Origin of the sequence: Achromobacter sp. 413638, assembly GCF_043119405.1 — a bacterium.
GTDB lineage: Bacteria > Pseudomonadota > Gammaproteobacteria > Burkholderiales > Burkholderiaceae_B > Achromobacter.
Genome location: NZ_JBICCO010000108.1, coordinates 1 through 21,676, shown reverse-complemented (window position 1 = coordinate 21,676; position 21,676 = coordinate 1). Strand labels below are relative to the sequence as shown.

Annotated in this window: 18 protein-coding genes; 9 read left to right on the top strand and 9 right to left on the bottom strand. The window is 70.2% G+C overall.

Annotation, left to right across the window (positions count from 1 at the left end):
• Nucleotides 1-110: 110 nt before the first annotated feature.
• The gene (ppc, locus tag ACEU5R_RS28925; protein WP_233772797.1) at nucleotides 111-3,035 is read right to left on the bottom strand and encodes a phosphoenolpyruvate carboxylase; all 2,925 of its coding nucleotides are present in this window, start codon (nucleotides 3,033-3,035) and stop codon (nucleotides 111-113) included.
• A 183-nt stretch (nucleotides 3,036-3,218) separates the two neighbouring features.
• On the opposite strand from ppc, the gene queC reads away from it, so the two are divergent.
• Entirely contained in the window at nucleotides 3,219-3,938 is a 720-nt protein-coding gene (gene queC, locus ACEU5R_RS28920; RefSeq protein ID WP_392413223.1) for a 7-cyano-7-deazaguanine synthase QueC, read from the top strand.
• Nucleotides 3,939-4,038: 100 nt separating this feature from the next.
• Here queC and ACEU5R_RS28915 read toward each other — a convergent pair whose 3' ends face one another.
• A complete protein-coding gene (locus ACEU5R_RS28915; protein WP_392413226.1) occupies nucleotides 4,039-5,253 on the bottom strand; it encodes an MFS transporter in 1,215 nt (404 codons plus the stop codon).
• Between the two features lie 26 nt (nucleotides 5,254-5,279).
• Complete coding sequence (locus tag ACEU5R_RS28910) at nucleotides 5,280-5,819, bottom strand: GNAT family N-acetyltransferase (protein WP_103271307.1); 540 nt, start codon at nucleotides 5,817-5,819, stop codon at nucleotides 5,280-5,282.
• A gap of 174 nt (nucleotides 5,820-5,993) precedes the next feature.
• On the opposite strand from ACEU5R_RS28910, the gene ACEU5R_RS28905 reads away from it, so the two are divergent.
• Nucleotides 5,994-6,884: a LysR family transcriptional regulator gene (locus ACEU5R_RS28905; RefSeq protein WP_392413221.1), complete on the top strand. Its 891-nt coding sequence runs from the start codon at nucleotides 5,994-5,996 to the stop codon at nucleotides 6,882-6,884.
• Here ACEU5R_RS28905 and ACEU5R_RS28900 read toward each other — a convergent pair.
• Nucleotides 6,832-7,869: a 2-isopropylmalate synthase gene (locus ACEU5R_RS28900; protein ID WP_392413224.1), complete on the bottom strand. Its 1,038-nt coding sequence runs from the start codon at nucleotides 7,867-7,869 to the stop codon at nucleotides 6,832-6,834. The two genes, ACEU5R_RS28905 and ACEU5R_RS28900, sit on opposite strands and share 53 nt — an antisense overlap.
• Nucleotides 7,870-8,215: 346 nt before the next feature.
• On the opposite strand from ACEU5R_RS28900, the gene ACEU5R_RS28895 reads away from it, so the two are divergent.
• Nucleotides 8,216-9,070 (top strand): AraC family transcriptional regulator, encoded by an 855-nt coding sequence (locus ACEU5R_RS28895; RefSeq protein ID WP_392413219.1) that lies wholly within the window; start codon nucleotides 8,216-8,218, stop codon nucleotides 9,068-9,070.
• 169 nt (nucleotides 9,071-9,239) lie between these two features.
• Nucleotides 9,240-11,102, top strand: coding sequence for a dihydroxy-acid dehydratase (gene ilvD, locus ACEU5R_RS28890; protein WP_392413217.1), 1,863 nt, complete (start codon nucleotides 9,240-9,242; stop codon nucleotides 11,100-11,102).
• A gap of 587 nt (nucleotides 11,103-11,689) precedes the next feature.
• Here ilvD and ACEU5R_RS28885 read toward each other — a convergent pair.
• Entirely contained in the window at nucleotides 11,690-12,733 is a 1,044-nt protein-coding gene (locus ACEU5R_RS28885; protein WP_392413216.1) for an LLM class oxidoreductase, read from the bottom strand.
• Between the two features lie 182 nt (nucleotides 12,734-12,915).
• Nucleotides 12,916-13,542, bottom strand: a complete 627-nt coding sequence (locus ACEU5R_RS28880; protein WP_392413214.1) for a glutathione S-transferase family protein — start codon at nucleotides 13,540-13,542, stop codon at nucleotides 12,916-12,918.
• Between the two features lie 128 nt (nucleotides 13,543-13,670).
• On the opposite strand from ACEU5R_RS28880, the gene ACEU5R_RS28875 reads away from it, so the two are divergent.
• The 4 genes from ACEU5R_RS28875 to ACEU5R_RS28860 all read left to right on the top strand — a co-directional run bounded on the left by ACEU5R_RS28875 (nucleotide 13,671) and on the right by ACEU5R_RS28860 (nucleotide 17,731).
• Complete coding sequence (locus ACEU5R_RS28875; RefSeq protein WP_392413212.1) at nucleotides 13,671-14,666, top strand: LysR substrate-binding domain-containing protein; 996 nt, start codon at nucleotides 13,671-13,673, stop codon at nucleotides 14,664-14,666.
• 22 nt (nucleotides 14,667-14,688) lie between these two features.
• Nucleotides 14,689-15,612: a LysR substrate-binding domain-containing protein gene (locus ACEU5R_RS28870; RefSeq protein ID WP_103271302.1), complete on the top strand. Its 924-nt coding sequence runs from the start codon at nucleotides 14,689-14,691 to the stop codon at nucleotides 15,610-15,612.
• 109 nt (nucleotides 15,613-15,721) lie between these two features.
• Nucleotides 15,722-16,729, top strand: coding sequence for an aldo/keto reductase (locus ACEU5R_RS28865; protein WP_392413210.1), 1,008 nt, complete (start codon nucleotides 15,722-15,724; stop codon nucleotides 16,727-16,729).
• A 75-nt stretch (nucleotides 16,730-16,804) separates the two neighbouring features.
• Complete coding sequence (locus ACEU5R_RS28860) at nucleotides 16,805-17,731, top strand: PLP-dependent cysteine synthase family protein (RefSeq protein WP_103271300.1); 927 nt, start codon at nucleotides 16,805-16,807, stop codon at nucleotides 17,729-17,731.
• A 42-nt stretch (nucleotides 17,732-17,773) separates the two neighbouring features.
• On the opposite strand, the gene ACEU5R_RS28855 is transcribed toward ACEU5R_RS28860, so the two are convergent.
• Nucleotides 17,774-18,655: a LysR family transcriptional regulator gene (locus ACEU5R_RS28855; RefSeq protein WP_103271299.1), complete on the bottom strand. Its 882-nt coding sequence runs from the start codon at nucleotides 18,653-18,655 to the stop codon at nucleotides 17,774-17,776.
• A 104-nt stretch (nucleotides 18,656-18,759) separates the two neighbouring features.
• On the opposite strand from ACEU5R_RS28855, the gene ACEU5R_RS28850 reads away from it, so the two are divergent.
• On the top strand, nucleotides 18,760-19,593 hold the full coding sequence (locus ACEU5R_RS28850; RefSeq protein ID WP_103271298.1) for an aldo/keto reductase: 834 nt from the start codon (nucleotides 18,760-18,762) through the stop codon (nucleotides 19,591-19,593).
• A gap of 24 nt (nucleotides 19,594-19,617) precedes the next feature.
• Here ACEU5R_RS28850 and lpdA read toward each other — a convergent pair whose 3' ends face one another.
• Together lpdA and ACEU5R_RS28840 are read right to left on the bottom strand one after the other, a co-directional pair.
• Nucleotides 19,618-21,015 (bottom strand): dihydrolipoyl dehydrogenase, encoded by a 1,398-nt coding sequence (gene lpdA / locus ACEU5R_RS28845; protein ID WP_392413207.1) that lies wholly within the window; start codon nucleotides 21,013-21,015, stop codon nucleotides 19,618-19,620.
• An 8-nt stretch (nucleotides 21,016-21,023) separates the two neighbouring features.
• Nucleotides 21,024-21,676: 2-oxo acid dehydrogenase subunit E2 (locus tag ACEU5R_RS28840; RefSeq protein WP_392413206.1), on the bottom strand; the 653-nt coding region annotated here is incomplete at its 5' end.

Genomic DNA, 21,676 nt, shown 5'->3' with positions numbered 1-21,676 from the left:
TTGTTGTTTTTTTTTTTAACCCCGACCCCCGCCCCCCCCCCCCCCCCCCCCCCCCCCCAGGGGGGCGCTTTCGCGCCCCGATCACCGCCCGCCAGCGGCGGGCGCTGGCTTCAACCCGAGTTGCGCAGCCCCGCCGCGATGCCGTTGATGGTCAGATGGATGGCGCGCTGCACGCGTTCGTCTACCGCCGCGTCCGGATCGCGCTGGGCGGCGCGATGGCGGCGGATCAGCTCGATCTGCAGGTAGTTCAGCGGATCGATGTACGCGAAGCGCTCGCGCAGCGAAGCTTGCAGGGTGGGGTTGTCGGCCAGCAGCTCGCGCTGGGTCAGCAGCTTGAGCATGGCCAGCGTGCGGCCGTGCTCGGCGCTGATGGCGCCGAAGATGCGCTCGCGCAGCGCCCGCTTGGGCACCAGCTGGGCGTAGCGCGCGGCGATGGCCAGGTCGGACTTGGCCAGCACCATTTCCATGTTCGACAGCAGCGTGCGGAAGGCCGGCCACTCGCGCGCCATCTCGCGCAGCTGCGCCAGCCGCGCGCGGCGCGAGGCGGGGGCGCCCGGCGCGCCGGTTTCCAGATAGGCCTCGATGGCCGAGCCCATGCCGTACCAGCCGGTCAGCATCAGCCGGCATTGCGCCCATGAGAAGCCCCAGGGAATGGCGCGCAGGTCTTCGATGCGCTGGCCCTTCTTGCGCGAGGCCGGGCGCGAGCCGATGTTCAGGCCGGCGATTTCGCTGATGGGCGTGGACGCGAAGAAGTACTCGGCGAAGCCCGGCGTTTCGTAGACCAGGCCGCGATAGGTGCGTTGCGCGGTCTCGGACATGAAGGACATGGCCTGGCCGTGGCGCGCCATGTGCGCGTCTTCGGCGCTGGCGGCCTCGGCGCGCGGCGCCAGGCTGGATTCGAGCGTGGCCGCGACCAGCAGCTCCAGGTGCCAGCGGCCGATCTCGGCGTCCTTGTATTTGCTCTGGATCACTTCGCCCTGCTCGGTCAGGCGCAGCTGGCCGGCCACCGTGCCCGGCGGTTGCGCCAGGATGGCGTCGAAGCTGGAGCCGCCGCCGCGTCCCACCGAGCCGCCGCGGCCGTGGAACAGGCGCAGGCGCACGTGGCGCGCGGAGAATACGTCCACCAGCGCGCGTTCGGCCTGGTACAGCGACCAGTTCGAGGTCAGGAAGCCGCCGTCCTTGTTGCTGTCGGAATAGCCCAGCATGACTTCCTGCGCGCCGTGCTGCGCGCGCTTCACGCGTTCGCGGATCTCGGGCAGGTCGAGCCAGGCCGCCATGATGGCCGCGCCGCGCTGCAGGTCGGGAATGGTCTCGAACAGCGGCACCACCATGAGGCCGTCGTCGTCCTGGATCGGCGCGCCGGCCGGCGCGATCAGGCCGGCTTCCTTCTGCAGCACCATCACTTCCAGCAGGTCGCTCAGCGTCTCGGTGTGGGACACGATGGTCTGGCGCACCGCCTGCTTGCCGTAGCGCGCCCGGCCGGCCGCGGCGGCGCGCAGCACGGCCAGCTCGCGGGTGGTGTCCTCGCTGTACGCGATCCACGGCGAGGCCAGCGGGCGCGCCTGCGCCAGCTCGGCGCGCAGCAGCGCCACGCGCGCGTCCTCGTCCAGCGCCAGGTAGTCCAGCGGCTGGCCTTGGTATTGCGTGCCGGCGCGGGTGAACAGTTCGGCCAGCGCGCGCTCGTGCACGTCGGAACTCTGGCGCAGGTCCACCGTGGCGAGGTGAAAGCCAAATACTTCCACCGCCTGCTGCAGCCCGGCCAGGCGCAGCCGCACGATGGGCGCGCCGTGGTGGGCGGCCAGCGACTTGGCGACCAGCGCCAGGTCGGCGGCGAAGGCCTCGGGGCCGTCATAGGCCTGGGCCGCCACGGTGCTGCGGCGGGCCAGGTTCTGGCCGGTCAGGACCTGGGCGGTGGCGGCCAGGCGGGCGTACACGCCGACCAGCGCGCGGCGGTAGGGCTCGTCTGCGCGGTGCGGCGAGTCGTCGCCGCTATGGTCGGCCAGCGCCTGCAGGTCCGGGTCGGCGGCGATCAGCAGCGTGGTCATGGACAGGTCCGCGCCCAGCGCGTGGACCTCCTGCAGATAGTGTTCGAACAGCACCGTGGCCTGGCGCAGCAGCGCGCGTTCCAGCGTGCCGGCGTCGACGTTGGGATTGCCATCGCGGTCGCCGCCGATCCAGCTGCCCATGCGCAGGAACGGCTCCAGCGGCGGGGGCGGGGCGGCGAAGGGCTTGGCCGATTCGCGGTTCAAGAGGCGCGACAGGTCGCCGTACAGGCGCGGAATCGCCTGCAGGAAGGTGCTGCGGTAATAGGACAGCGCGTTCTCGATCTCGTCGGCCACCGTCAGGCGGGTGTAGCGCAGCATGCGGGTCTGCCACAGCGTGGCCACGCGGCCCAGCAGCGTGGCGTCGATCTCGGCCAGCTCCTCGGGGGTGAGCGTGGCGTCGCGGTGGGCCAGCGCCTGGGCGATCTCGCGGTGTTCGTCCAGCGTGCTCTTGCGCTGCACTTCGGTGGGGTGGGCGGTCAGCACCGGCATCACGCAGGCCTCGGCCAGCAGGCGGCGGATGCGGGCCGGGCCGACGCCGTGGCGGCCCAGCGTCTGCACGGTCTCGCGCAGGCTGCCGCGCGACGGCGCCGGGTCGGCCAGGGCGCGGGCGCGCTGGCGGCGGTTCTGGTCGCGGTCCTCGGCGATGTTGGACAGGTGCAGGAAGTAGCTGAAGGCGCGCGCCACCGAGTTCGGGTCGCTGCCCTGCAATCGCTTGACGCGCTCCTGCAGCAGCTTGCCGTCGGCGTCGTTGCCCTCGCGGCGGAATTTCACCGCGGTGCGGCGCAGCGTCTCGATGGTGTCGAACACCCGCTTGCCCTCGCATTCCGCGATGACCGTCCCCAACAGCCGGCCCAACAGCCGGATATCGTGACGCAAGGGTTCAGCGGAATCGGACTGCGGGCGGCTGCTGCTGGCATTCATCGGGCGGGTATCCGTCGGACGGGGTGGATGGAACAGGGAGGGGGATCGGGGCTCCACGCCACGCGCCATGCGCGCCTGCCGCCCCGGCGGGGCGGCGTTTTTCATCTTGGGATGGCCCGGCGACGAAAAACGCGTGGAGCAACAACACCAGAAAGGAAAAGCGCTTCGATTTTACGCAGCGATCCTTACGGGAAACGCCGGGCGCTGCGTTAAAGTGCGACTGATCCCTTCGTAATTCGATAAACCCCCTTTATGCAAAACCATCAACGTCGCGCGCTCGTGCTGTTTTCCGGCGGGCAGGATTCCACCACCTGCCTGGCCTGGGCGCTGGAGCGCTATGCGCATGTGGAAACCGTGGCGTTCGACTACGGCCAGCGCCACCGCATCGAGCTGGACGCGCGCCTGACCGTGCTGGCCCGCATCCGCGAACGCTTTCCCGACTGGGCGCCGCGCCTGGGCGAGGACCATCTGCTGGACCTGAAGGTGCTGGGCCAGGTGGGCGACACCGCCATGACCAGCGACCGCGCCATCGAGATGCAGGCCAACGGCCTGCCCAATACCTTCGTGCCGGGCCGCAACCTGCTGTTCCTGACGCTGGCCGCCGCGCTGGGCTACCGCCGTCAGCTGGACGTGCTGGTGGGCGGCATGTGCGAAACCGATTTCTCCGGCTATCCCGATTGCCGCGACGACACCATCAAGGCGCAGCAGGTGGCGCTGGGCCTGGGCCTGGGCGCGCGCGTCACCATCGAGACGCCGCTGATGTGGATCGACAAGTCCGAGACCTGGGCGCTGGCCCGCAAGCTGGGCGGCGACGCGCTGGTGGATATCGTGGTCGAGGACAGCCACACCTGCTATCTGGGCGAGCGCGGCGCGCGCCACGACTGGGGTTACGGCTGCGGCGAGTGCCCGGCCTGCAAGCTGCGCAAGGCGGGTTGGGCCAAGTGGGACGCGGGCGGCCGTCAGGCCGGCTGAGGTCAGGACGCGTCGGGGCTTGCGCGTCGGCGCGGTCCAGGGATTACGCGCATTCCGTGTTTCCGGCGCTCTGTGTTTCCGGCGCACGCGGTGACGCGGTTCAGCCGCCCTGCCTGGCCCGGCCGATGAAGCGCCAGCGCAGGATCGCGGCGCAGGCCAGGATGCCGACCGCGAGCGCGGTCGACAGGACGATCGCGCCGCGCGCGCCATGACGCTCGACCATCTGCGCGTAGGCCACCGGCGCGGCGGCGGTCAGCAGGAAGCTGGGGATCAGCAGCCCGCCCACCACCGCGCCGTAGCTGCGGTAGTCGAACAGCGCCAGCGGCAGCGTGCCGCGCGCGATGGTCAGCAGACCGTTGCAGGCGCCGTAGGCCAGCGCATAGACCGCCAGCATGGCCACGTCGCCATCCGAGGCCAGCGCCAGCGCGAAGGACAGCGGCAGCAGCAGGCACACGATCAACGTCATTGTCAGCGGATGCAGCCGCCCGCCCAGCGCAACGTCGACCAGCCGGCCAGAGAATTGGCCCACGCCCCAGAGCGCGGCCACGCCCACGGCCGCGGCCGCCGCCAGTCCCAGGCCGGTCAGGATGGAGATCAGATGCGCGGCGTTGCCCGCCGCCAGGAAATTCGTCAGCATCGCGATCAGCGCGTACAAGGCGCCGGCCAGCCGGCGCTCGCCCTGGCTGCGCGCCAGGCCGCCAGCCGCCGCGCCGGCCTGCGGCGCGGACGCGGCGTAGCGCTGGCGCGGCAGCGCCAGGAACAGCGGCGCGGTCGCCAGCGCCAGCGCGCCATAGGCCAGCACCGCGCCGCGCCAGCCCAGCCATTCGGCGAGCAGGTGCCCGACCGGCCACATCACGGTGGACGCCAGCCCGCCGAACAGGGTGATCTGCGACATGGGCCGGCGGGCGGTCGGCCCGGCGGCGCGGGCCAGCGAGGCGAAGGCCGCGTCGTACAGGCTCAGCCGCATGCCCGTGCCCAGCACGGCCCAGGCCAGGTAATAGTGCGGCAGCGCATGGGCCGAGGCCAGCGCCACGCAGCCCAGCGCCGAGAGCACCGCGCCGGCCGGCATCACGCGGCGGCCGCCCCATCGATCCACCGCCACGCCGGCGATGGGCGAAACCAGCGCCATGGTCACGATGGCGGCCGAGAAGCCGCCATAGACGGCGGCCGAGTTCCAGCCCAGGCCGGCGGTGATCGCCGGACCGAGCGCGCCGATCAGGTAGAAGGTGACGCCCCAGCCGATCAGCTGGGACAGGCCCAGGCAGACGATGGCCCGGACGCCGACCGGCGGACGGACGGGAGCGACGGCAGACAGGCCGCCGGCCGCGTCCCGGGGCGGACTCACGGCCGGCCCGGCGGCGTGGCGTCGCCGTCGCCCAGCGCGCGCTGCATCAGCACCGTGTCGCGCCATTCGCCATGCTTGTGGCCGACCGACCGCAGCGTGCCCACGGGATGGAAGCCCTGGCTGGCGTGCAGCGCCAGCGAGGCCGCGTTGCGGCTGTCGCCCACCACGGCCAGCATCTGGCGCCAGCCGGCCGCGGCGCAGCGCTCGACCAGTGCGGCCAGCAGCTTGCCGCCGATGCCGAGTCCGCCGCGGCCGGTCTTCACGTAGACCGAGTCTTCCACCGTGTGGCGGTAGGCCGGGCGCGGGCGGTACGGCGTGGCGTAGGCATAGCCCACCACCTCGCCGTCGATCTCGGCCACCAGGTAGAACATGCCCTGGGCCAGCACGGCGGCGCGGCGCTGGCGCATTTCCTCGATGGACGGCGGGTCCAGCTCGAAGGAGGCGGTGCCGTGCAGCACATGATGGGCGTAGATGGCCTTGATGGCGGGCAGGTCGGCGTCGACGCTGTCGCGGATGAGGAGGGTGGGGGCGGGCATGGACGGTTGGGCGCAGGAATAAAAAAACGGCGGAGGAAGTGCCGTCGGATCAAGTGCCGCCGGCATCCGGGCCGACGGCGCAATCCAGTAAGCCGTCAGTGTGAGGCAGGCAGACCTATTATTAAAGCTTTGGCCTATTATGAATTGCATAAGTAAAACTTTGGATTTGAGGTCATGCGTGGACTGAACCTGGACCATTTGCGCATGTTCGCGCAGGTGGCGGAACTGGGCAGCTTTTCCGCCGCCGCCGAACGCAACGGCGTGACGCAGCCGGCGGTCAGCCTGCAGGTGCGGCAGCTGGAGCGGCGCTACGGGCTGAAACTGGTCGAGCGCGTCGGCCGGCGCGCCCGTCCGACGGCGGCCGGGCTGGAACTGCTCACGCACATCCGCGCCATCGACGCGACGCTGGCCCAGGCCGAGCAGGCCATGACGGCGCATGCCTCGCAGGTCAGCGGCCGGCTGCGGCTGGGCACGGGCGCCACCGCCTGCACCTATCTGCTGCCGCCGCTGCTGGCGGACCTGCGGCGGCGCTTCCCGGCGCTGGAGGTCGTGGCCAGCACGGGCAACACGGCCGACATGCTGCGCGGGCTGGAGAACAACACGCTGGATATCGGCCTGGTGACGATGCCGGCCCCGGGCCGCATGTTCCAGGTCGAGCCGCTGCGGGAGGACGAATTCGTGGCCATCTTCCCGGCGCGCGGACCGATCGCGATTCCGGCCAGCGCCACGCCGCAGGCGCTGGCGGCGCTGCCGCTGGTGCTGTTCGAGCCGGGCGCGCGCACGCGGCGGCTGGTGGACGACTGGTTCGAGGAGGCCGGCCTGGCGGCCAAGCCGGTGATGGAGCTGGGCAGCACCGAGGCCATGAAGGAGATCGTGGCCGCCGGCCTGGGCTGCGCCGTGCTGCCCAGGCTGGCGGTGTCGGGCGCGGGGCGGCGCGACGCGCTGACCGTGTTGCCATTGGCGCCGCGCCTGGCGCGCACGCTGGCCATCGTCATGCGCGGAGACAAGCCGCTCAGCCGAGGGCTGCGGCACCTGCGCGAGGCGCTGCTGGGCTTGCGGGTCTGAACGCATAGGGGTGGAACACGTCCACCGGCAGCTGGTTGCAGGCTTCGACGCACTCACGCACGGCAGCCATGTCCTTGAACCGCAGCCCGCTGGGTATGCCCTGCATGTCCAGGTTCATCGCCAGCGTCACCAGGTCGACGTTGCCGGTGCGCTCGCCGTTGCCGAACAGGCAGCCCTCGACGCGGTCGGCGCCGGCCATCACCGCCAGTTCGGCGGCTGCGACGGCCGTGCCACGGTCGTTGTGCGGATGCACGCTGAGCACGATGCTGTCGCGCCGCGCCAGGCGGCGGTGCATCCATTCGATCTGGTCGGCGTAGACGTTGGCGCTGGCGCATTCCACGGTGGATGGCAGATTGATGATCATCTTGCGCTCCGGGCTGGGGTTCCAGATGGCGCTGACCGCGTCGCAGACCTCCAGCGCATAGTCCAGCTCGGCCAGGCTGAATGTTTCGGGCGAATACTCGTAGATCCATTCCGTGCCGGGATCGGCGTCGGCCAGGGCGCGGATCTGACGCGTGCCGGCCAGCGCCAGGTCCTTGATCTCATCCCGGCTCATGCCGAAGACGATGCGGCGCCACTGCGGCGCGATCGGGTTGTACAGGTGGACGATGGCGCGGCGAGCGCCGCGCAGCGATTCAAAGGTGCGTTCGATCAGGTCGGGCCGCGATTGGGTCAGCACCTCGATGGTGACGTCGTCGGGAATGCGTTCTTCCTCGATGAGCTGGCGCACGAAGTTGAAGTCCGTGTCCGAGGCCGATGGGAAAGCAACTTCGATTTCCTTCATGCCCACGGCGACCAGCTGTTCGAAGAAGCGCAGTTTGCGCGCGGCGTCCATCGGTTCGATCAGGGCCTGGTTGCCGTCGCGCATGTCGGTGCTCATCCAGATGGGCGGCGCATCCAGGCGGCGCGACGGCCAGGTCCGCTCGGCATAGTCGCGGGTGAAGGGGTGGACGGGGCGGTATTTGTGTTGGGGCTGTTCGAGCATCATGGGGTGTCCTCGGGCGGTCGCTGGTGCCGGCCAGGCCGTGCGCGCGCGGGAATGCGCCGTGGCGGCTGCCGGTCGGGAATGCAAACGGGAAAGCGAACGTGGCGGCTGGGGCCGCGCGGGGACCCAGGGCTGCCGGGCGGCCACGGGGCGCTAGGCCCGGCAACCGCGGCGTAGTCGTAGCGCGAGGGTCGAGCGCCGCCGGCGCGCGCCGCCGCCCGCCGCGCAAGCGGCAAGGGTCGGGGCGGTGGGGCGGATGGCGGGCATGAGGGAGATGCAGGGAAATGTCAGGTGAACGGGAACGATGGTAGGTACACTGAAACAGACCGTCTACCGCCAATCAGACATGAATCGTCGAAAAAAGGACATTCCGTCGCCCGCGCCCAGCGCCGCGCCGGCGCGCAACCATCCCCGCACCCCCGCGAACCTGGACCTGTTCCCCTACGAAGCCTCGGCGCGGCCCGTGGCCGGACTGGCGGTGGACTACGAGGACGGCCATCGCGTGCGCCGCCATCGTCATCGCCGCGCGCAGCTGCTCTACGCGATCTCGGGCGTGATGGTGGTGGAGACCGAGGCGGGCATCTGGGTGGTGCCGCCCACGCGCGGCGTGTGGGTGCCGGCCTGGGTGGCGCATGGCATCCGCATGAGCGGCGAGCCGCGCATGCGCACGGTGTTCGTCGAGCCGGGCGCGGCCGCGCACCTGCCCACGCAGTGCTGCGTGCTGTCTATCTCGCCGCTGCTGCGCGAGCTGATGGCGGCGGCGACCGAGGTGCCGCTGGACTGGCAGCCGGGCACGCGCGACGGCCGCCTGATGATGCTGCTGCTGGACGAGCTGCGCCAGGAACCGGTGCTGCCGCTGCATTTGCCGCAACCGGCCGAGCCCCGGCTGGCGCGCATCTGCCGCGCCATCGTGCGGCATCCGGAGCGGCAGGACGGCGTGGCCGACTGGGCCCTTGAATTGGGGGTGGATCCCAAGACGGTGCAGCGCCTGTTCCTGCGCCATACCGGCATGACCTTCGGCCGCTGGCGCCAGCAGGCGCGGCTGCTGGCGGCGATGGAACGGCTGGCGCGCGGCGAGCGGGTGCTGGACGTGGCGCTGGACCTGGGCTACGAGAGTCCGAGCGCCTTCGCGGCCATGTTCCGCAAGGCCTTGGGCGAGCCGCCCAGCGCCTTCGCGGCGCGCGGGGCGGCGTCCGCCTGAGGGTTGCGGGACCGGCGCGGGCATCCGGGCGCAAGCCGGCGCGAACCTGGCCTGAAGTCAGCGCGAATCTGGCGCGTGGGGCTCCTCCGGGCATGTCCCCAGGCGCGCGGGCGCGGAACCGGCGTATTATTTAGCGTTTCGCCCGTCCGCTAACCGCCTGAGAAAGATCATGCCGCACTACCGTTCCCGCACCTCGACCCACGGCCGCAACATGGCCGGCGCCCGCGCCCTGTGGCGCGCCACCGGCATGAAGGACGGAGACTTCGGCAAGCCGATCATCGCGGTGGTCAACTCCTTCACGCAGTTCGTGCCGGGCCACGTGCACCTGCGCGACCTGGGCGCGCTGGTCGCCAAGGAAATCGAGGCCGCCGGCGGCGTCGCCAAGGAATTCAACACCATCGCCGTGGACGACGGCATCGCCATGGGTCACGGCGGCATGCTGTATTCGCTGCCGTCGCGCGAGCTGATCGCCGACTCGGTCGAGTACATGGTGAACGCGCATTGCGCCGACGCGATGGTCTGCATCTCGAACTGCGACAAGATCACGCCGGGAATGCTGATGGCCGCGATGCGTCTGAACATCCCGGTGGTGTTCGTGTCGGGCGGCCCGATGGAAGCGGGCAAGGTGAAGTCGCCGACGGACGGCAAGGTGATCGCCAAGATCGACCTGATCGACGCCATGATCAAGGCGGCCGATCCCAATGTGTCGGATGCGGATGTGGCCGAGGTCGAGCGCAGCGCCTGCCCGACCTGCGGTTCCTGTTCCGGCATGTTCACCGCCAACTCGATGAACTGTCTGACCGAGGCCATCGGCCTGGCGCTGCCGGGCAACGGCACGATCGTGGCCACGCACGCATGGCGCAAGGGCCTGTTCGAGCAGGCCGGCCGCCTGGTGGTGGATCTGTGCCGCCGCTATTACCAGGAAGAGGACGCGTCGGTCCTGCCGCGCAGCATCGCCACCAAGAGCGCGTTCGAGAACGCGATGGCGCTGGACGTGGCGATGGGCGGCTCGACCAACACGGTGCTGCACCTGCTGGCCGCGGCGCAGGAAGCGGGTGTGGATTTCACGATGGCCGACATCGACCGCATTTCGCGCAAGGTGCCGTGCCTGTGCAAGGCGGCGCCGGCCACCGACAAGTACCACATTGAAGACGTGCATCGCGCGGGCGGCATCCTGGGCATCCTGGGCGAGCTGGCGCGCGCGGATCTGCTGGACCTGTCCTGCGGCAATGTGCACAGCGGCACGCTGGGCAATGCGATCGCGCAGTGGGACGTGGCGGGCGGCGCGGGCGAGGCGGCGCAGAAGTTCTATCGCGCGGCGCCCGGCGGCATTCCGACGACGGTGGCGTTCAGCCAGGACGCGACGTTCCTGACGCTGGACACGGACCGCAAGACAGGCTGCATCCGCAGCAAGGAAAACGCGTATTCGAAGGACGGCGGGCTGGCGGTGCTGTACGGCAACCTGGCCGAGAAGGGCTGCATCGTGAAGACCGCGGGCGTGGATGAGTCGCAGTGGGTGTTCACGGGACGCGCGCGGGTGTTCGAGAGCCAGGATGATGCGGTGGAAGGCATCCTGGGCGACAAGGTCGTCGCCGGCGATGTCGTGGTGATCCGCTACGAAGGGCCGAAGGGCGGGCCGGGGATGCAGGAGATGCTGTATCCGACGTCCTATCTGAAGTCCAAGGGTCTGGGCAAGGTGTGCGCGCTGTTCACGGACGGGCGTTTCTCGGGCGGGTCGTCGGGGCTGGTGATCGGGCATGCTTCGCCGGAGGCGGCCGAGGGCGGCACGATCGGGCTGGTGGAAGACGGCGATGTGATCGAGATCGATATTCCGCGGCGCAAGATGCATCTGGCGGTGTCGGATGAGGTGCTGGCGCGGCGTCGCGAGGCGATGAACGCGCGGGAGAAGGCCTGGGAGCCGGTGGATCGGGAGCGGGTGGTGTCGCTGGCCTTGCAGGCTTATGCGGCGCTGGCGACTTCGGCGGATCGGGGGGCGGTGCGGGATCTTTCGCAGCTCAAGCAGAAGCGTTGAGGGTTTGGGTTTTGGAGAAGACGGCGCCTTTGTGGCGCCGTTTTTTTTGGGTCTTTTTTGGGGGGCTGGAGTGTTGGCGGTTTGTGAGGCTGTTGTCTTCACTGCTGCTACTGCTTTTGCTGCTGCTGCTGGTGCTTCGTTGAGCGTTGTGTGCTGGCGCTTCGTGGGTCGCCCCTCGGGCGGGGCGTCGCGGCTGCTCGCGCCCACGATCGCGGTCCGGAGCCTTCGCTCCGGACTTCCCTAGGCGGGGGCCCCCCCTTCGTCATCCTCGTTGCCGCGTGCGGCGGCTGCCTTCGGATTCCCTCGGGCGCATCGAGGTTGCTCGCAGCCGCGCCGCCCCGCCCGAGGGGCTGCGAGTTTCGAGGGATGTGGCGTTGCTGGAGCCGTGGTCGGGGGCGGGGTTTGCGTCGCCCGCAGAAACCGGCCGCGCGGGCGGCCGGTTTCTGCATACGTGGTGGCTTGCGTCGTGGGGGTGTTGGTTGTGGAGGGGCGTGCCTTGCCTGGCGGTGAGTGTTGGCGTGTGCTGCGTGGCCTGCTGTTCGCCGTTCATGCGTATAGCAGTTCGCACGCTGCTTTCGCAGTCACGCCTACCAATCCATATCCAGTGGCGGCACATCCTCATGCGACGGGAAGCGCGGCAGCACTTCCTCCGCCAATTCCTGGATGGCTTCGGCGGCGGGGCGGCGTGAGAACTGGATGCCCAGGGCGACGTGGTTGACGCCGGCAGTCTGCCATTGCGAGAGCAGATCGATGAGCGCGTGGCGGCCGATCTGCAGGATGAAACCGCCGTGCAGCAGGGTGGGCGGGTGCGTGGGGTCGTCGACCAGGTCTATCCATTCGTTGGTGGCGTGAGGGCGGAAGCCGCCGTCGGGGATGCGGTCGCGCCAGGCCTGGATTTTCTGGCCCAGGGCCTTGGGGCCCGCGGGGACGACGGACGAGCCGGGATAGGTGAGCCAGCCGTCGGCGTGTGCGGCGATCCAGTCCGGGGATTGGCCGCTGGCGCCGGTGACGAGCAGGGGGATGGGGCCGGCGGCGGGCTTGGGCAGGAGTTCGGCGTCGGTGATGTGGCCGAGCGGCGAGGTCAGGGCGCGACGGCCGGGTTGGAGCAGGCGGCGGAAGTCGACCACCGCCTGGGCGAAGCGCTCGGCGCGCTGGTCGTGTTGCAGGCCGTAGGCGGGGAACTCGATGGGACGGTCGCCGGAGGCGATGCCCATGACGAGGCGGCCGCCGGAGAGTTGGTCGATGGTGGCGGCGGATTTGGCGAGGTCGATGGGGTGGCGCAGCGAGAAGATGGCGCTGCCAGTGGCCAGGGAGATGCGCTGCGTCCTGGCGGCGAGGTAGGCCAGGTAGGTAAAGGGGTCGAAGAGCTGGCCGGCGTCGCCGAAGCGCGGGTCGTACAGCGGGATGTCGCGAACCCAGGCGGCGGCGAAGCCGCGGGCGTCGATGTCGCTGACGAGGCGGGACTGGCCAGCCAGCACGCGCATGTCTCCTTCATAAAAGCGCAGCGGCAGGAAGATGCCCAGCGTCAGCGCGTCGGGCGCGAACATGCGGCGGTAGCCGGGATGGCGGGCATGCGCGGCCCAGGAGGCGCCGGACGGCATGTCGATAGAGTTGGTAGTAGTCGCGTTCATATTCATGATGATGATGATCAGTGCATCCGCCAGCCGGATGCCGCGGATCCGGCTTTGCCGGTCCGCAGGCATGCCCCCTTGAGGGGGAAGCGCGTAAGCGCTTCGGGGGTGGGCGTCACCCCTTCGGTCCGCAGGCATGCCCCCTGGGGGGAGGCGCGCAAGCGCTTCGGGGGTGGGCCTACTCATGCCCCGATGGCGGGCTCCGGGAGCATGATGCCGCGCTGCACGGCGGGTCTGAGGGCGATGCGTTCGTGCCAGTCGCTCAGATGCGGGTAGGCGTCGAAGTCGAAGCCGATGAGGCGGGCGATATGGGTCCAGCCGAAGTGGGCGATGTCGGCGATGCTGTATTCGTCGCCGGCGAAATGGGGCTGGCCGCTGGCCAGGTGCTGGTCCAGCGTTGCGTAGGCTTCGTGCGTGAGGCGGCGGTAGCGTTCGATGGCGATGGGGTCTTTGTGGGCGGCGAAGATTTCGAAGTGGACGCGTTGGCCGATCAGCGGGCCGACGCTGGCGGCGTGGAAGATGAGCCATTGCGTGGCTTGCCAGCGGGCGCGCGGTTCGGCGGGCAGCAGGCGGCCGGTTTTCTCGGCCAGGTAGAGCAGGATGGCGGCGGATTCGAACAGGGTGATGCCGGTCTCGTCGTCGGTGAGGACGGGGATGCGGCCATGCGGGTTCAGGCGCAGGAAGTCGGGCTGGCGGTGTTCGCCCTGGTTGATGTGGACGTGCTTGAGGGTGTAGGGCAGGCCGAGTTCTTCCAGGGCGATGGTGGCCTTGAAGCCGTTGGGCGAGCTGTCGGTGTAGAGCGTTAGCATGCAGGTTTCCTAAATAGTCGTCGGCGCTGCCCCGACGTGCTTTGAACGTTTCAGGAGCTATGATCGTCAGTGACGGCGCCATTGGGAAACGATGATTTCTGCGCGCTGGATTTAGGAAAACTATATTCATGAGCTCTTCGATTCCGCTGGCGGCGCTGCGCGCCTTCGTCGAGGTGGGCAGGCGCGGCAGCATCAAGGCGGCCGCCGAGGCCTTGCATGTGACGCCGGGGGCGGTCAGCCAGCAGGTGCGCTTGCTGGAGGACCGGCTGGGCGTGGCGCTGTTCACGCGCGAGCGCCAGGGCTTGCGGCTGACGGCTGACGGCGCGGCGGCGCATCCGCTGCTGCGGCAGGCGTTCTCGCAGATCGAGGCGGCGGTGGACATGCTGGCGCGGGCGCCGTCGCGGCAGATCGTGACGGTGAGTACGATGGCGTCCTTCGCGGCGTCGTGGCTGGTGCCCCGGCTGGCGCGTTTTCGCGCGCGACATCCACGTATCGAGCTGCGGGTCGAGGCCTCGTCGTCGGTGGTGGATCTGCGTCGCGACCGCGTGGACGTGGCGCTGCGGCACGGGCTCGGGCGCTATCCCGGCCTGCGCGCGGTATGGCTGATGGCGCCGGTGCTGGTGCCGGTGGCGAGTCCGGCGCTGCTGGGACGGCGCAAGGGCTTGCGGTCGCCCGCCGAGTGTCTGGACCTTCCCCTGCTGCATGATGCCGACCGCGCGGACTGGCCGCTGTGGCTGGCGGCGCATGACGTGGCGGTCGATGCGCGCGCGCGGCGGGGTTCGTCCTTCGATGATGACTTCCTGCTGATCCGCGCGGCCGAGGCGGGGCAGGGCTTGGCGCTGGTGCCGCAGGAGCATGCGCGCGCCGAGATCGAGGCGGGCAGGCTGGTGCAGGTGCTGCACAAGCCCTGGCCGGCGCGCTTCGCGTATTACGCGGTGACGCTGCCCGATGCGTTGGAACGGCCGGAGGTGCGGGCCTTCGTGGAGTGGGTGGCCGAAGAGGCGGCGCTGGACGATGCGGCGCCGGAAGGCGCGGACAAGGCGGCAGGCGTGGCGCACGCCGCCGCGCCGGTGCGCGGCAAGCGGACTGCGACGGCCAGCGGCGCCGCGAAGCGCAGGAGCTGATTCACATGAGCGGGAGCCAGGCATGATCGAAACGCGCTTGCTGCGGCAATTCATCGCGGTGGCGGAAGAGCTGCATTTCAACCGCGCGGCCCAGCGCCTGCACATGGCGCAGCCGCCGTTGAGCCAGGCGATCCAGCGGCTGGAGGCGCAGGTGGGCGCGCCCTTGCTGGCGCGCACCAACCGCAGCGTGACGCTGACGCCGGCGGGCGCGGCATTCCTGGAGACGGCGCGACGCATGCTGGCGGCGCTGGACGAAGGGGTGGCGCAGGCGCGGCGCGTGGCGCAGGGCATGGAAGGCCACCTGACGGCGACCTTCGTCAATATTTCTCCCTATGAATCGCTGCTGCGCGGGTTGCGGCGTTTCCGCGCGGCGCATCCCGCCGTGTCGTTCACGCTGCGCGAGGCGACCACGCGCGAGCAGGTCGAGGCGCTGGAACTGGGACGCGCCGACATCGGCCTCATGCGCCATCCCGGCGTCAGCGCGCCGAGTCTGCATTTCGAGACCTTGCTGAGCGAGCCGGTGCTGATCGCCTTGCCAGCCTCGCACCGTCTGGCCGAATGCGATGTGGTGGAACTGGCCGCGCTCAGGGAAGATGCGTTCGTGGCGTCGGCGCGCACGCTCGGCCCGGGCTTTCATGACCAGCTGGTTTCGCTGTGCCTGGCGGCGGGCTTCGCGCCGCGCGTGGCGCAGGAAGCGCGGCGGCTGGAGACGGTGGTGGCGCTGGTGGCCAGCGGTTTCGGCGCGGCCCTGCTGCCAGCCTCGCTGGCGCGCGAGCCGCGCGGCGATGTTGTGTTCCGACCGATCTCGGTGGACGCGCCGGGCGCGCTGCGGCGGCTGGATCTGCTGCTGGCCTGGCGGGCTGGTGACGCCTCGCCGATACGGGATTCGTTGATCGCCGCGCTGCGCGAGGCGACGCGGCCCGTGGGCCAAGCCGACGCCGCATAGCGGTCACGGCGATATCCGGCGCGTCTCGTCGGCGCATGAATTGAATATTTTACGGATGGCCGCGAGCGCCGCACCATGACGCTTTCCACGGGATATCAGGAAGACCGTCATGCAATACCGCCGCCTGGGCCAGTCGGCCCTCAAACTGTCCGCGCTCTCCTATGGCAGCTGGATCACGTTCGGCACCACGCTGGACGACCGCGCCGCGCGCGACTGCCTGGCTTGCGCCTATGACCACGGCATCAATTTCTTCGACAGCGCCGAGGTCTATCTCGGCGGCGAGGCCGAGCGCATGCTGGGCCGCGCCATCAAGGCGCTGGGCTGGCCGCGCGACGGCTATTGCGTGTCGAGCAAGGCGCTGTACGGCGCCGCCGACAATCATGCGCCAGGAGGCGGGCCGCGCCCGACGCAGCAGGGCCTGAGCCGCAAGCACCTGGTCGAGGCTTGCGAGCAGGCGCTGCGGCGCTTCGGGCTGGATTATCTGGACCTGTACCTGTGCCATCGACCGGACCCGGACATGTCGATCCCGGAAATCGCCTGGACCATGCACACGCTGGTGCAACAGGGCAAGATCCTGTACTGGGGCACTTCGGAATGGCCGGCGGCCGACATCGAGACGCTGTGCGCCTTTGCCGAGCGCCACGACCTGGTGCCGCCGCAGCTGGAGCAGCCGCAGTACAGCCTGTTCCATCGCGAGCGCGTCGAGCACGAGTACCGTCCGCTGGTCGAGCGGCGCGGGCTGGGGCTGACGACCTGGTCGCCGCTGGCCTCGGGCGTGCTGGCCGGCCGGTATGACGAGGGCGTGCCGGCGGATTCGCGGCTGGCGGCGGAGGGCTTCGGCTGGCTCAAGGATTTCGTCTACGCCGACCGCCAGGAGGCGATGCAGGCCGCCGCGCGCCGCTTGCGCGACGTGGCCGATGAGTTGGGGGCCACGCGCGCGCAGCTGGCGATTGCGTGGGCGTTGCGCAATCCGGACGTGAGCACGGTGCTGCTGGGCGCGTCCGGCGTGGCGCAGCTGCGCGAGAACCTGGGCGCGCTGGATCTGCTGCCCAGGCTGGACGCGGCGGCGGTGGCGCGGATCGAAGCGGCGGTGGACGGCGCGGCGCCGCGAGACTGACGCCGGCGCTGGCGTTTCCTACAATCTCCGTCCTGGAAGCAGGCCCGCCGCGCCTGCCATGCACTTGGAACGGACATGCTCGCGACCTCCGCGCTGGATTTGATAGGAAACACGCCCCTGATCTCGTTGGACCGGATCCACGCCGGCCCGGGCCGGCTGGTCGCCAAGGCCGAGTTCCTGCAGCCCGGCGGCAGCGTGAAGGACCGCGCCGCCAAGGCCATCCTGCTGGCGGCGCGCGCGGATGGCCGGCTCAAGCCGGGCATGCCGGTGGTCGAGATGACCAGTGGCAACATGGGCGCGGGACTGGCCGTGGCCTGCGCGGCGCTGGGGCATCCCTTGCTGGTCACGATGTCTGCCGGCAACAGCCCGGCGCGCGCCCGCATGCTGGAAGGGCTGGGCGCCGAGGTGATCCTGGTGCCGCAGGTCGATGGCGCGCCCGGCCAGGTCACGGGCGCGGACGTGCAGGCGGCGGCGGACATGGCCGCCGCGCTGGCGCGCGAGCGCGGCGGATTCTATGTGGACCAGTTCAACGCGGTCGAGTGCATCGCGGCGCACGAGGCCGGCACGGGCCGCGAGATCCTGGAACAGCTGGGCCGACCCGCCGACGGCTGGGTCGCGGCGGTGGGCACGGGCTGCACCTTCATGGGCGTGGCGCGAGCCATGAAGGCCGCCAGCGCGGCAACCGTGTGCGCCGCCGTCGAGCCGCTGGGCTGCGAAGTGCTGGCCGGCCAGCCGGTCTCGAAGGCGCGGCACCTGATCCAGGGCACCAGCTACGGCGCGGCGCCGCCGCATTGGGACGCGTCGCTGATGGACCTGAGCCTGGCCGTGACGGACGAGGAAGCCGAGGCGTGGCGTCGGACGCTGGCGGTGCGGGAGGGACTGTACGTGGGCTATTCCGCCGCCGCCAATGTGTGCGCCGCCGTGAAGCTGCTGCAATCGGGCCGGCTGCGCGCGGATGCGGTGGTGGCCACGGTGTTGTGCGATACGGGCCTGAAGTACTGAGCGCCGGGCCAGCCGCGCCCGCGTTCGTGTATGCGTGCGCGGCTACATCCGCGCCGCGATGAAATCCAGGAAGCAGGCGATGCGCCGCGACAGCTGCGTGTTGCGGTAGTAGACGGCATTCAGCGGCTGCAGGTAGTCGGTGTAGGCGTGTTCCATCACCTTCACCAGCCGGCCGTCGGCCAGCTCGTCGCGCACCATGAAGTCGGACAGGCAGGCGATGCCCACGCCGCGCAGCGCCAGCTGGTACTGGGTCTCGCCGCTGGAGGTGGCCAGCGTGGGGGTGATGGCGAAGCTGGAGCCGCCCGCGTGGCGCAGCGGCCAGACGTTCAGGCTTTCCGGCTGCGTGAAGCCCAGCAACTCGTGTTGCAGCAGTTCGTCCACGTCCTTCGGCTCGCCCCGGCGCGCGATGTAGTCGGGACTGGCCAGCAGCCAGCGCGGCGCGGGGCGCAGCGGGCGGGCGTGCAAGGTGGAGTCGGTCAGCGGACCGGCGCGCAGCGCCACGTCGCTGCGGTGTTCCATCAGGTCGACGATACGGTCGTTGCTGGTCAGCTCCAGCGTGATTTGGGGATAGGCGCGGCGGAACTCGGCCACATGCGGCACCACGCAGTGCAGCATCACCGGCGCCGAGGCGTCCACGCGCAGCCGGCCGGCGGGCTGCTGGTGCACCATGCGCATGCATTCCTCGGCCTCTTCCAGCGATGCGACGATGCCGCGCGCCTTCTGCAGGAACAGCGCGCCTTCCTCGGTCAGTTCCATGCGCCGCGTGGTGCGGGTCAGCAGGGTCACGCCCAGGTCTTCCTCCAGCCGCGACAGGCCGCGGCTGACGCCGGATGCGGTCTGGCCCAGCATCTCGGCGGCCGCGCTCATGGTGCCCGCGTCCACCACGGCCAGGAACAGGCGCAGGGCGTCGGAATTCAGGGACATTCGTGACTCCAAGGCATAAGTATTGTGAGTTTATCGGTGTTTTTCTCAATGATCCATGCGCGCAGAATGTGCGGCCATTGAGATACCCGCTGGAGCAAGACCGAATGATCCCCACCAAACCCCTGGGCCGCGACGGCGCCGAGATTCCCGCGCTGGGCCTGGGCGTGTTCCGCATGCCTGCCGAGGACACCGCCCGCATGACCCGGACCGCGCTGGAGCTGGGCTACCGCCATATCGACACCGCGCAGATCTATGGCAACGAGGCCGACGTGGGCCGTGGCATGGCCGAGGCCGGCGTGCCGCGCGACCGGATTTTCCTGACCACCAAGGTCTGGGTGGACCACTACCGGACGCCCGACCTGCTGCGCTCGGTCGAGGAAAGCCTTGCGCGGCTGCGCACCGATTACGTGGACCTGCTGCTATTGCACTGGCCCGGCGACAAGGCGCCGCTGGCCGAGCAGATCGATGCGCTGAACCAGACCGTATCTTGCGGCTGGGCGCGCCACATCGGTGTCAGCAATTTCAACATCAAGCTGATGCGCGAGGCCGCCGCCCTGAGCGCCGCGCCGCTGGTCACGAACCAGATCGAGTTCCATCCCTACCTGGACCAGGACGCGGTGCGCGCCGAGGCGGCCGCGCTGGGCATGACGGTGACGGCCTATTTCGGCATGGCGGACGGCAAGGTGCTGACCGATCCCGTGATCGGCGAGATCGCCGCGCGCCTGGGCAAGACGCCGGCGCAGATCGCGTTGCGCTGGCTGGTGCAGCAGGACAACGTGGTGACGCTGACCAAGACCTTGCAGCGCGACCGCGCCGAGGCCAATGCGCGCGTGTTCGACTTCGCGCTGTCCGCCGACGACATGGCGCGCATCGCCGCGCTGGCGCGTCCGGACGGCAGGCTGGTGTCGCCGGACGGGCTGGCGCCTGCTTGGGATTGATCGCGTGTTATCGGGCGGCCGCGTTCAGCCGTGCAGCGCCCGCCCGAAGGCCGCCAGCACCGATTCGTGCAGCGTTTCCGACAGCGTCGGATGCGCGAACACGGTGTGCATCAGGTCTTCCTCGGTGGCTTCCAGCGCGGTTGCCACGCCGTAGCCGGTGATCAGCTCCGAGGCTTCCGGGTGGATGATGTGCGCGCCCAGCAGCTCGCCGGAGCGGGCATCGAACACGGTCTTGACCAGGCCCTGGTCCTCGCCCATGGCGATGGCCTTGCCGTTGCCGGCGAAGGTGAACTTGCCCACGCGGATCTCGCCGCCATGCCTGGCGGCATGCTCGCGCGCGCGCGCCTCGGTCATGCCGATGCTGGCCACTTGCGGGTGCGAGTAGGTGCAGGCGGGAATGCGCAGCGGGTCGATGGCGTGCGCCGGCTTGCCGGCGATGGCTTCCACGCACAGCACACCTTCATGGCTGGCCTTGTGCGCCAGCCAGGGCGCGCCGGCCACGTCGCCGATGGCGTAGACGCCCGGCTCGCCGGTGCGGCACAGGCCGTCGGTGACGATGTGGCTCTTTTCCACCTTGACGCGCGTGCCTTCCAGGCCCAGGTTCTCGACGTTGCCGACGATGCCGGCCGCGACGATGACGCGCTCGACTTCCAGTTCGCTGCGCTTGCCCTGCTGTTCCAGCGTGACCTTCACGCCGGTGGCGGTGGGGCTGGAGGCCGTGACGGCGCACTGCGTCAGCACGCGGATGCCTTGTTTCTCGAAGGCCTTGCGCGCCAGCTGCGAGATCTCGGCGTCTTCCTGCGGCAGGATCTCGGCGGTCATGTCGATCAGCGTGACGTCGGCGCCGACCGCGCGATAGAAGCTGGCGAACTCCGCGCCGATGGCGCCGGCGCCCACCACCAGCAGCGACTTGGGCACGGCGTCTGGCACCAGCGCCTGGCGATAGGCCCAGATGCGCTCGCCCAGCGGCAGCGCCGGCAGCTCGCGGGCGCGCGCGCCGGTGGCCAGGATGATGTGGCGCGCCGACAGGGTGCCGCCGTTGTCCAGCGCCAGCCTGCCGGCGCCGGCGAGCCGGGCGCTGGCCTGGATCACCGTCACGCCGTTCTTCTTCATCAGGTGCGCCACGCCCTGGCCCAGGCGGCCGGCCACCTTGCGCGAGCGCGTCACCATGGCGGGCAGGTCCGGGCGCGCGGCGTCGGCGCCGGTCACGCCATAGTGCGCGGCCTCGCGGCAGGCGCGCAGCACCGTCGCGCTGTGCAGCAGCGCCTTGGTGGGAATGCAGCCCCAGTTCAGGCAGATGCCGCCCAGCTCGGCGCGCTCGACCAGCGCGGCCGACAGGCCCAGCTGCGCGGCGCGGATGGCGGCCACGTAGCCGCCGGGGCCGCCGCCCACCACCACCACATCGAAACTCGTCTTGGTCATGGCGGGGCTCACAGCAGGATGCGGACGGGGTTTTCGATGCGGGCGCGGAACGCGGCCAGCCACTGCGCGCCGACGGCGCCGTCGACCACGCGGTGATCGGCCGACAGCGTCACCGTCATGACGGTGGCGGCTTCCAGCTCGCCGTTCGGGCCGACCACGGGGCGGCGCTCGGCCGCGCCCACGGCCAGGATGGCGGCCTGCGGCGGATTGATGATGGCGGCGAACTGCTTGATGCCGTACATGCCCAGGTTGCTCACCGTGAGCGAGCCGCCGGTGAATTCCTCGGGCTTCAGGCGGTTGACCTTGGCGCGGCCGGCCAGCTCGACGATCTCGGCGGCGATGGCGGACAGCGACTTGTCGTCGGCGTCGCGCACGATGGGCGTCACCAGCCCGCCCTCGGTGGCCACGGCCACCGAGATGTCGGCGCCGGCGTGGTATTCGATGGCGTCGTCCTGCCAGCTGGCGTTCACTTCCGGCACGTCGCGCAGCGCCTGGGCGGCGGCGCGCACGATGAAGTCATTGACCGACAGCTTGATGGCGCCGGCCTGGTTGGCCTGCGCGCGCAGCGCCAGCAGCGCGTCCATGCGGCAGTCCACCGTCAGGTAGAAGTGCGGCACGGTCTGCTTGCTTTCGCTCAGGCGGCGGGCGATGGCGCGGCGCA

Coding starts and splice junctions, on each gene's coding strand:
- ACEU5R_RS28905 (WP_392413221.1), top strand. CDS start 5,994: ATGCGTGGACTGAACCTGGACCATTTGCGCATGTTCGCGCAGGTGGCG.
- ACEU5R_RS28900 (WP_392413224.1), bottom strand. CDS start 7,869: ATGCTCGAACAGCCCCAACACAAATACCGCCCCGTCCACCCCTTCACC.
- ppc (WP_233772797.1), bottom strand. CDS start 3,035: ATGGCGCGTGGCGTGGAGCCCCGATCCCCCTCCCTGTTCCATCCACCC.
- ACEU5R_RS28860 (WP_103271300.1), top strand. CDS start 16,805: ATGCTCGCGACCTCCGCGCTGGATTTGATAGGAAACACGCCCCTGATC.
- lpdA (WP_392413207.1), bottom strand. CDS start 21,015: ATGACCAAGACGAGTTTCGATGTGGTGGTGGTGGGCGGCGGCCCCGGC.
- ACEU5R_RS28850 (WP_103271298.1), top strand. CDS start 18,760: ATGATCCCCACCAAACCCCTGGGCCGCGACGGCGCCGAGATTCCCGCG.
- ACEU5R_RS28880 (WP_392413214.1), bottom strand. CDS start 13,542: ATGCTAACGCTCTACACCGACAGCTCGCCCAACGGCTTCAAGGCCACC.
- queC (WP_392413223.1), top strand. CDS start 3,219: ATGCAAAACCATCAACGTCGCGCGCTCGTGCTGTTTTCCGGCGGGCAG.
- ACEU5R_RS28875 (WP_392413212.1), top strand. CDS start 13,671: ATGAGCTCTTCGATTCCGCTGGCGGCGCTGCGCGCCTTCGTCGAGGTG.
- ACEU5R_RS28855 (WP_103271299.1), bottom strand. CDS start 18,655: ATGTCCCTGAATTCCGACGCCCTGCGCCTGTTCCTGGCCGTGGTGGAC.
- ACEU5R_RS28910 (WP_103271307.1), bottom strand. CDS start 5,819: ATGCCCGCCCCCACCCTCCTCATCCGCGACAGCGTCGACGCCGACCTG.
- ACEU5R_RS28865 (WP_392413210.1), top strand. CDS start 15,722: ATGCAATACCGCCGCCTGGGCCAGTCGGCCCTCAAACTGTCCGCGCTC.
- ilvD (WP_392413217.1), top strand. CDS start 9,240: ATGCCGCACTACCGTTCCCGCACCTCGACCCACGGCCGCAACATGGCC.
- ACEU5R_RS28870 (WP_103271302.1), top strand. CDS start 14,689: ATGATCGAAACGCGCTTGCTGCGGCAATTCATCGCGGTGGCGGAAGAG.
- ACEU5R_RS28885 (WP_392413216.1), bottom strand. CDS start 12,733: ATGAACGCGACTACTACCAACTCTATCGACATGCCGTCCGGCGCCTCC.
- ACEU5R_RS28895 (WP_392413219.1), top strand. CDS start 8,216: ATGAATCGTCGAAAAAAGGACATTCCGTCGCCCGCGCCCAGCGCCGCG.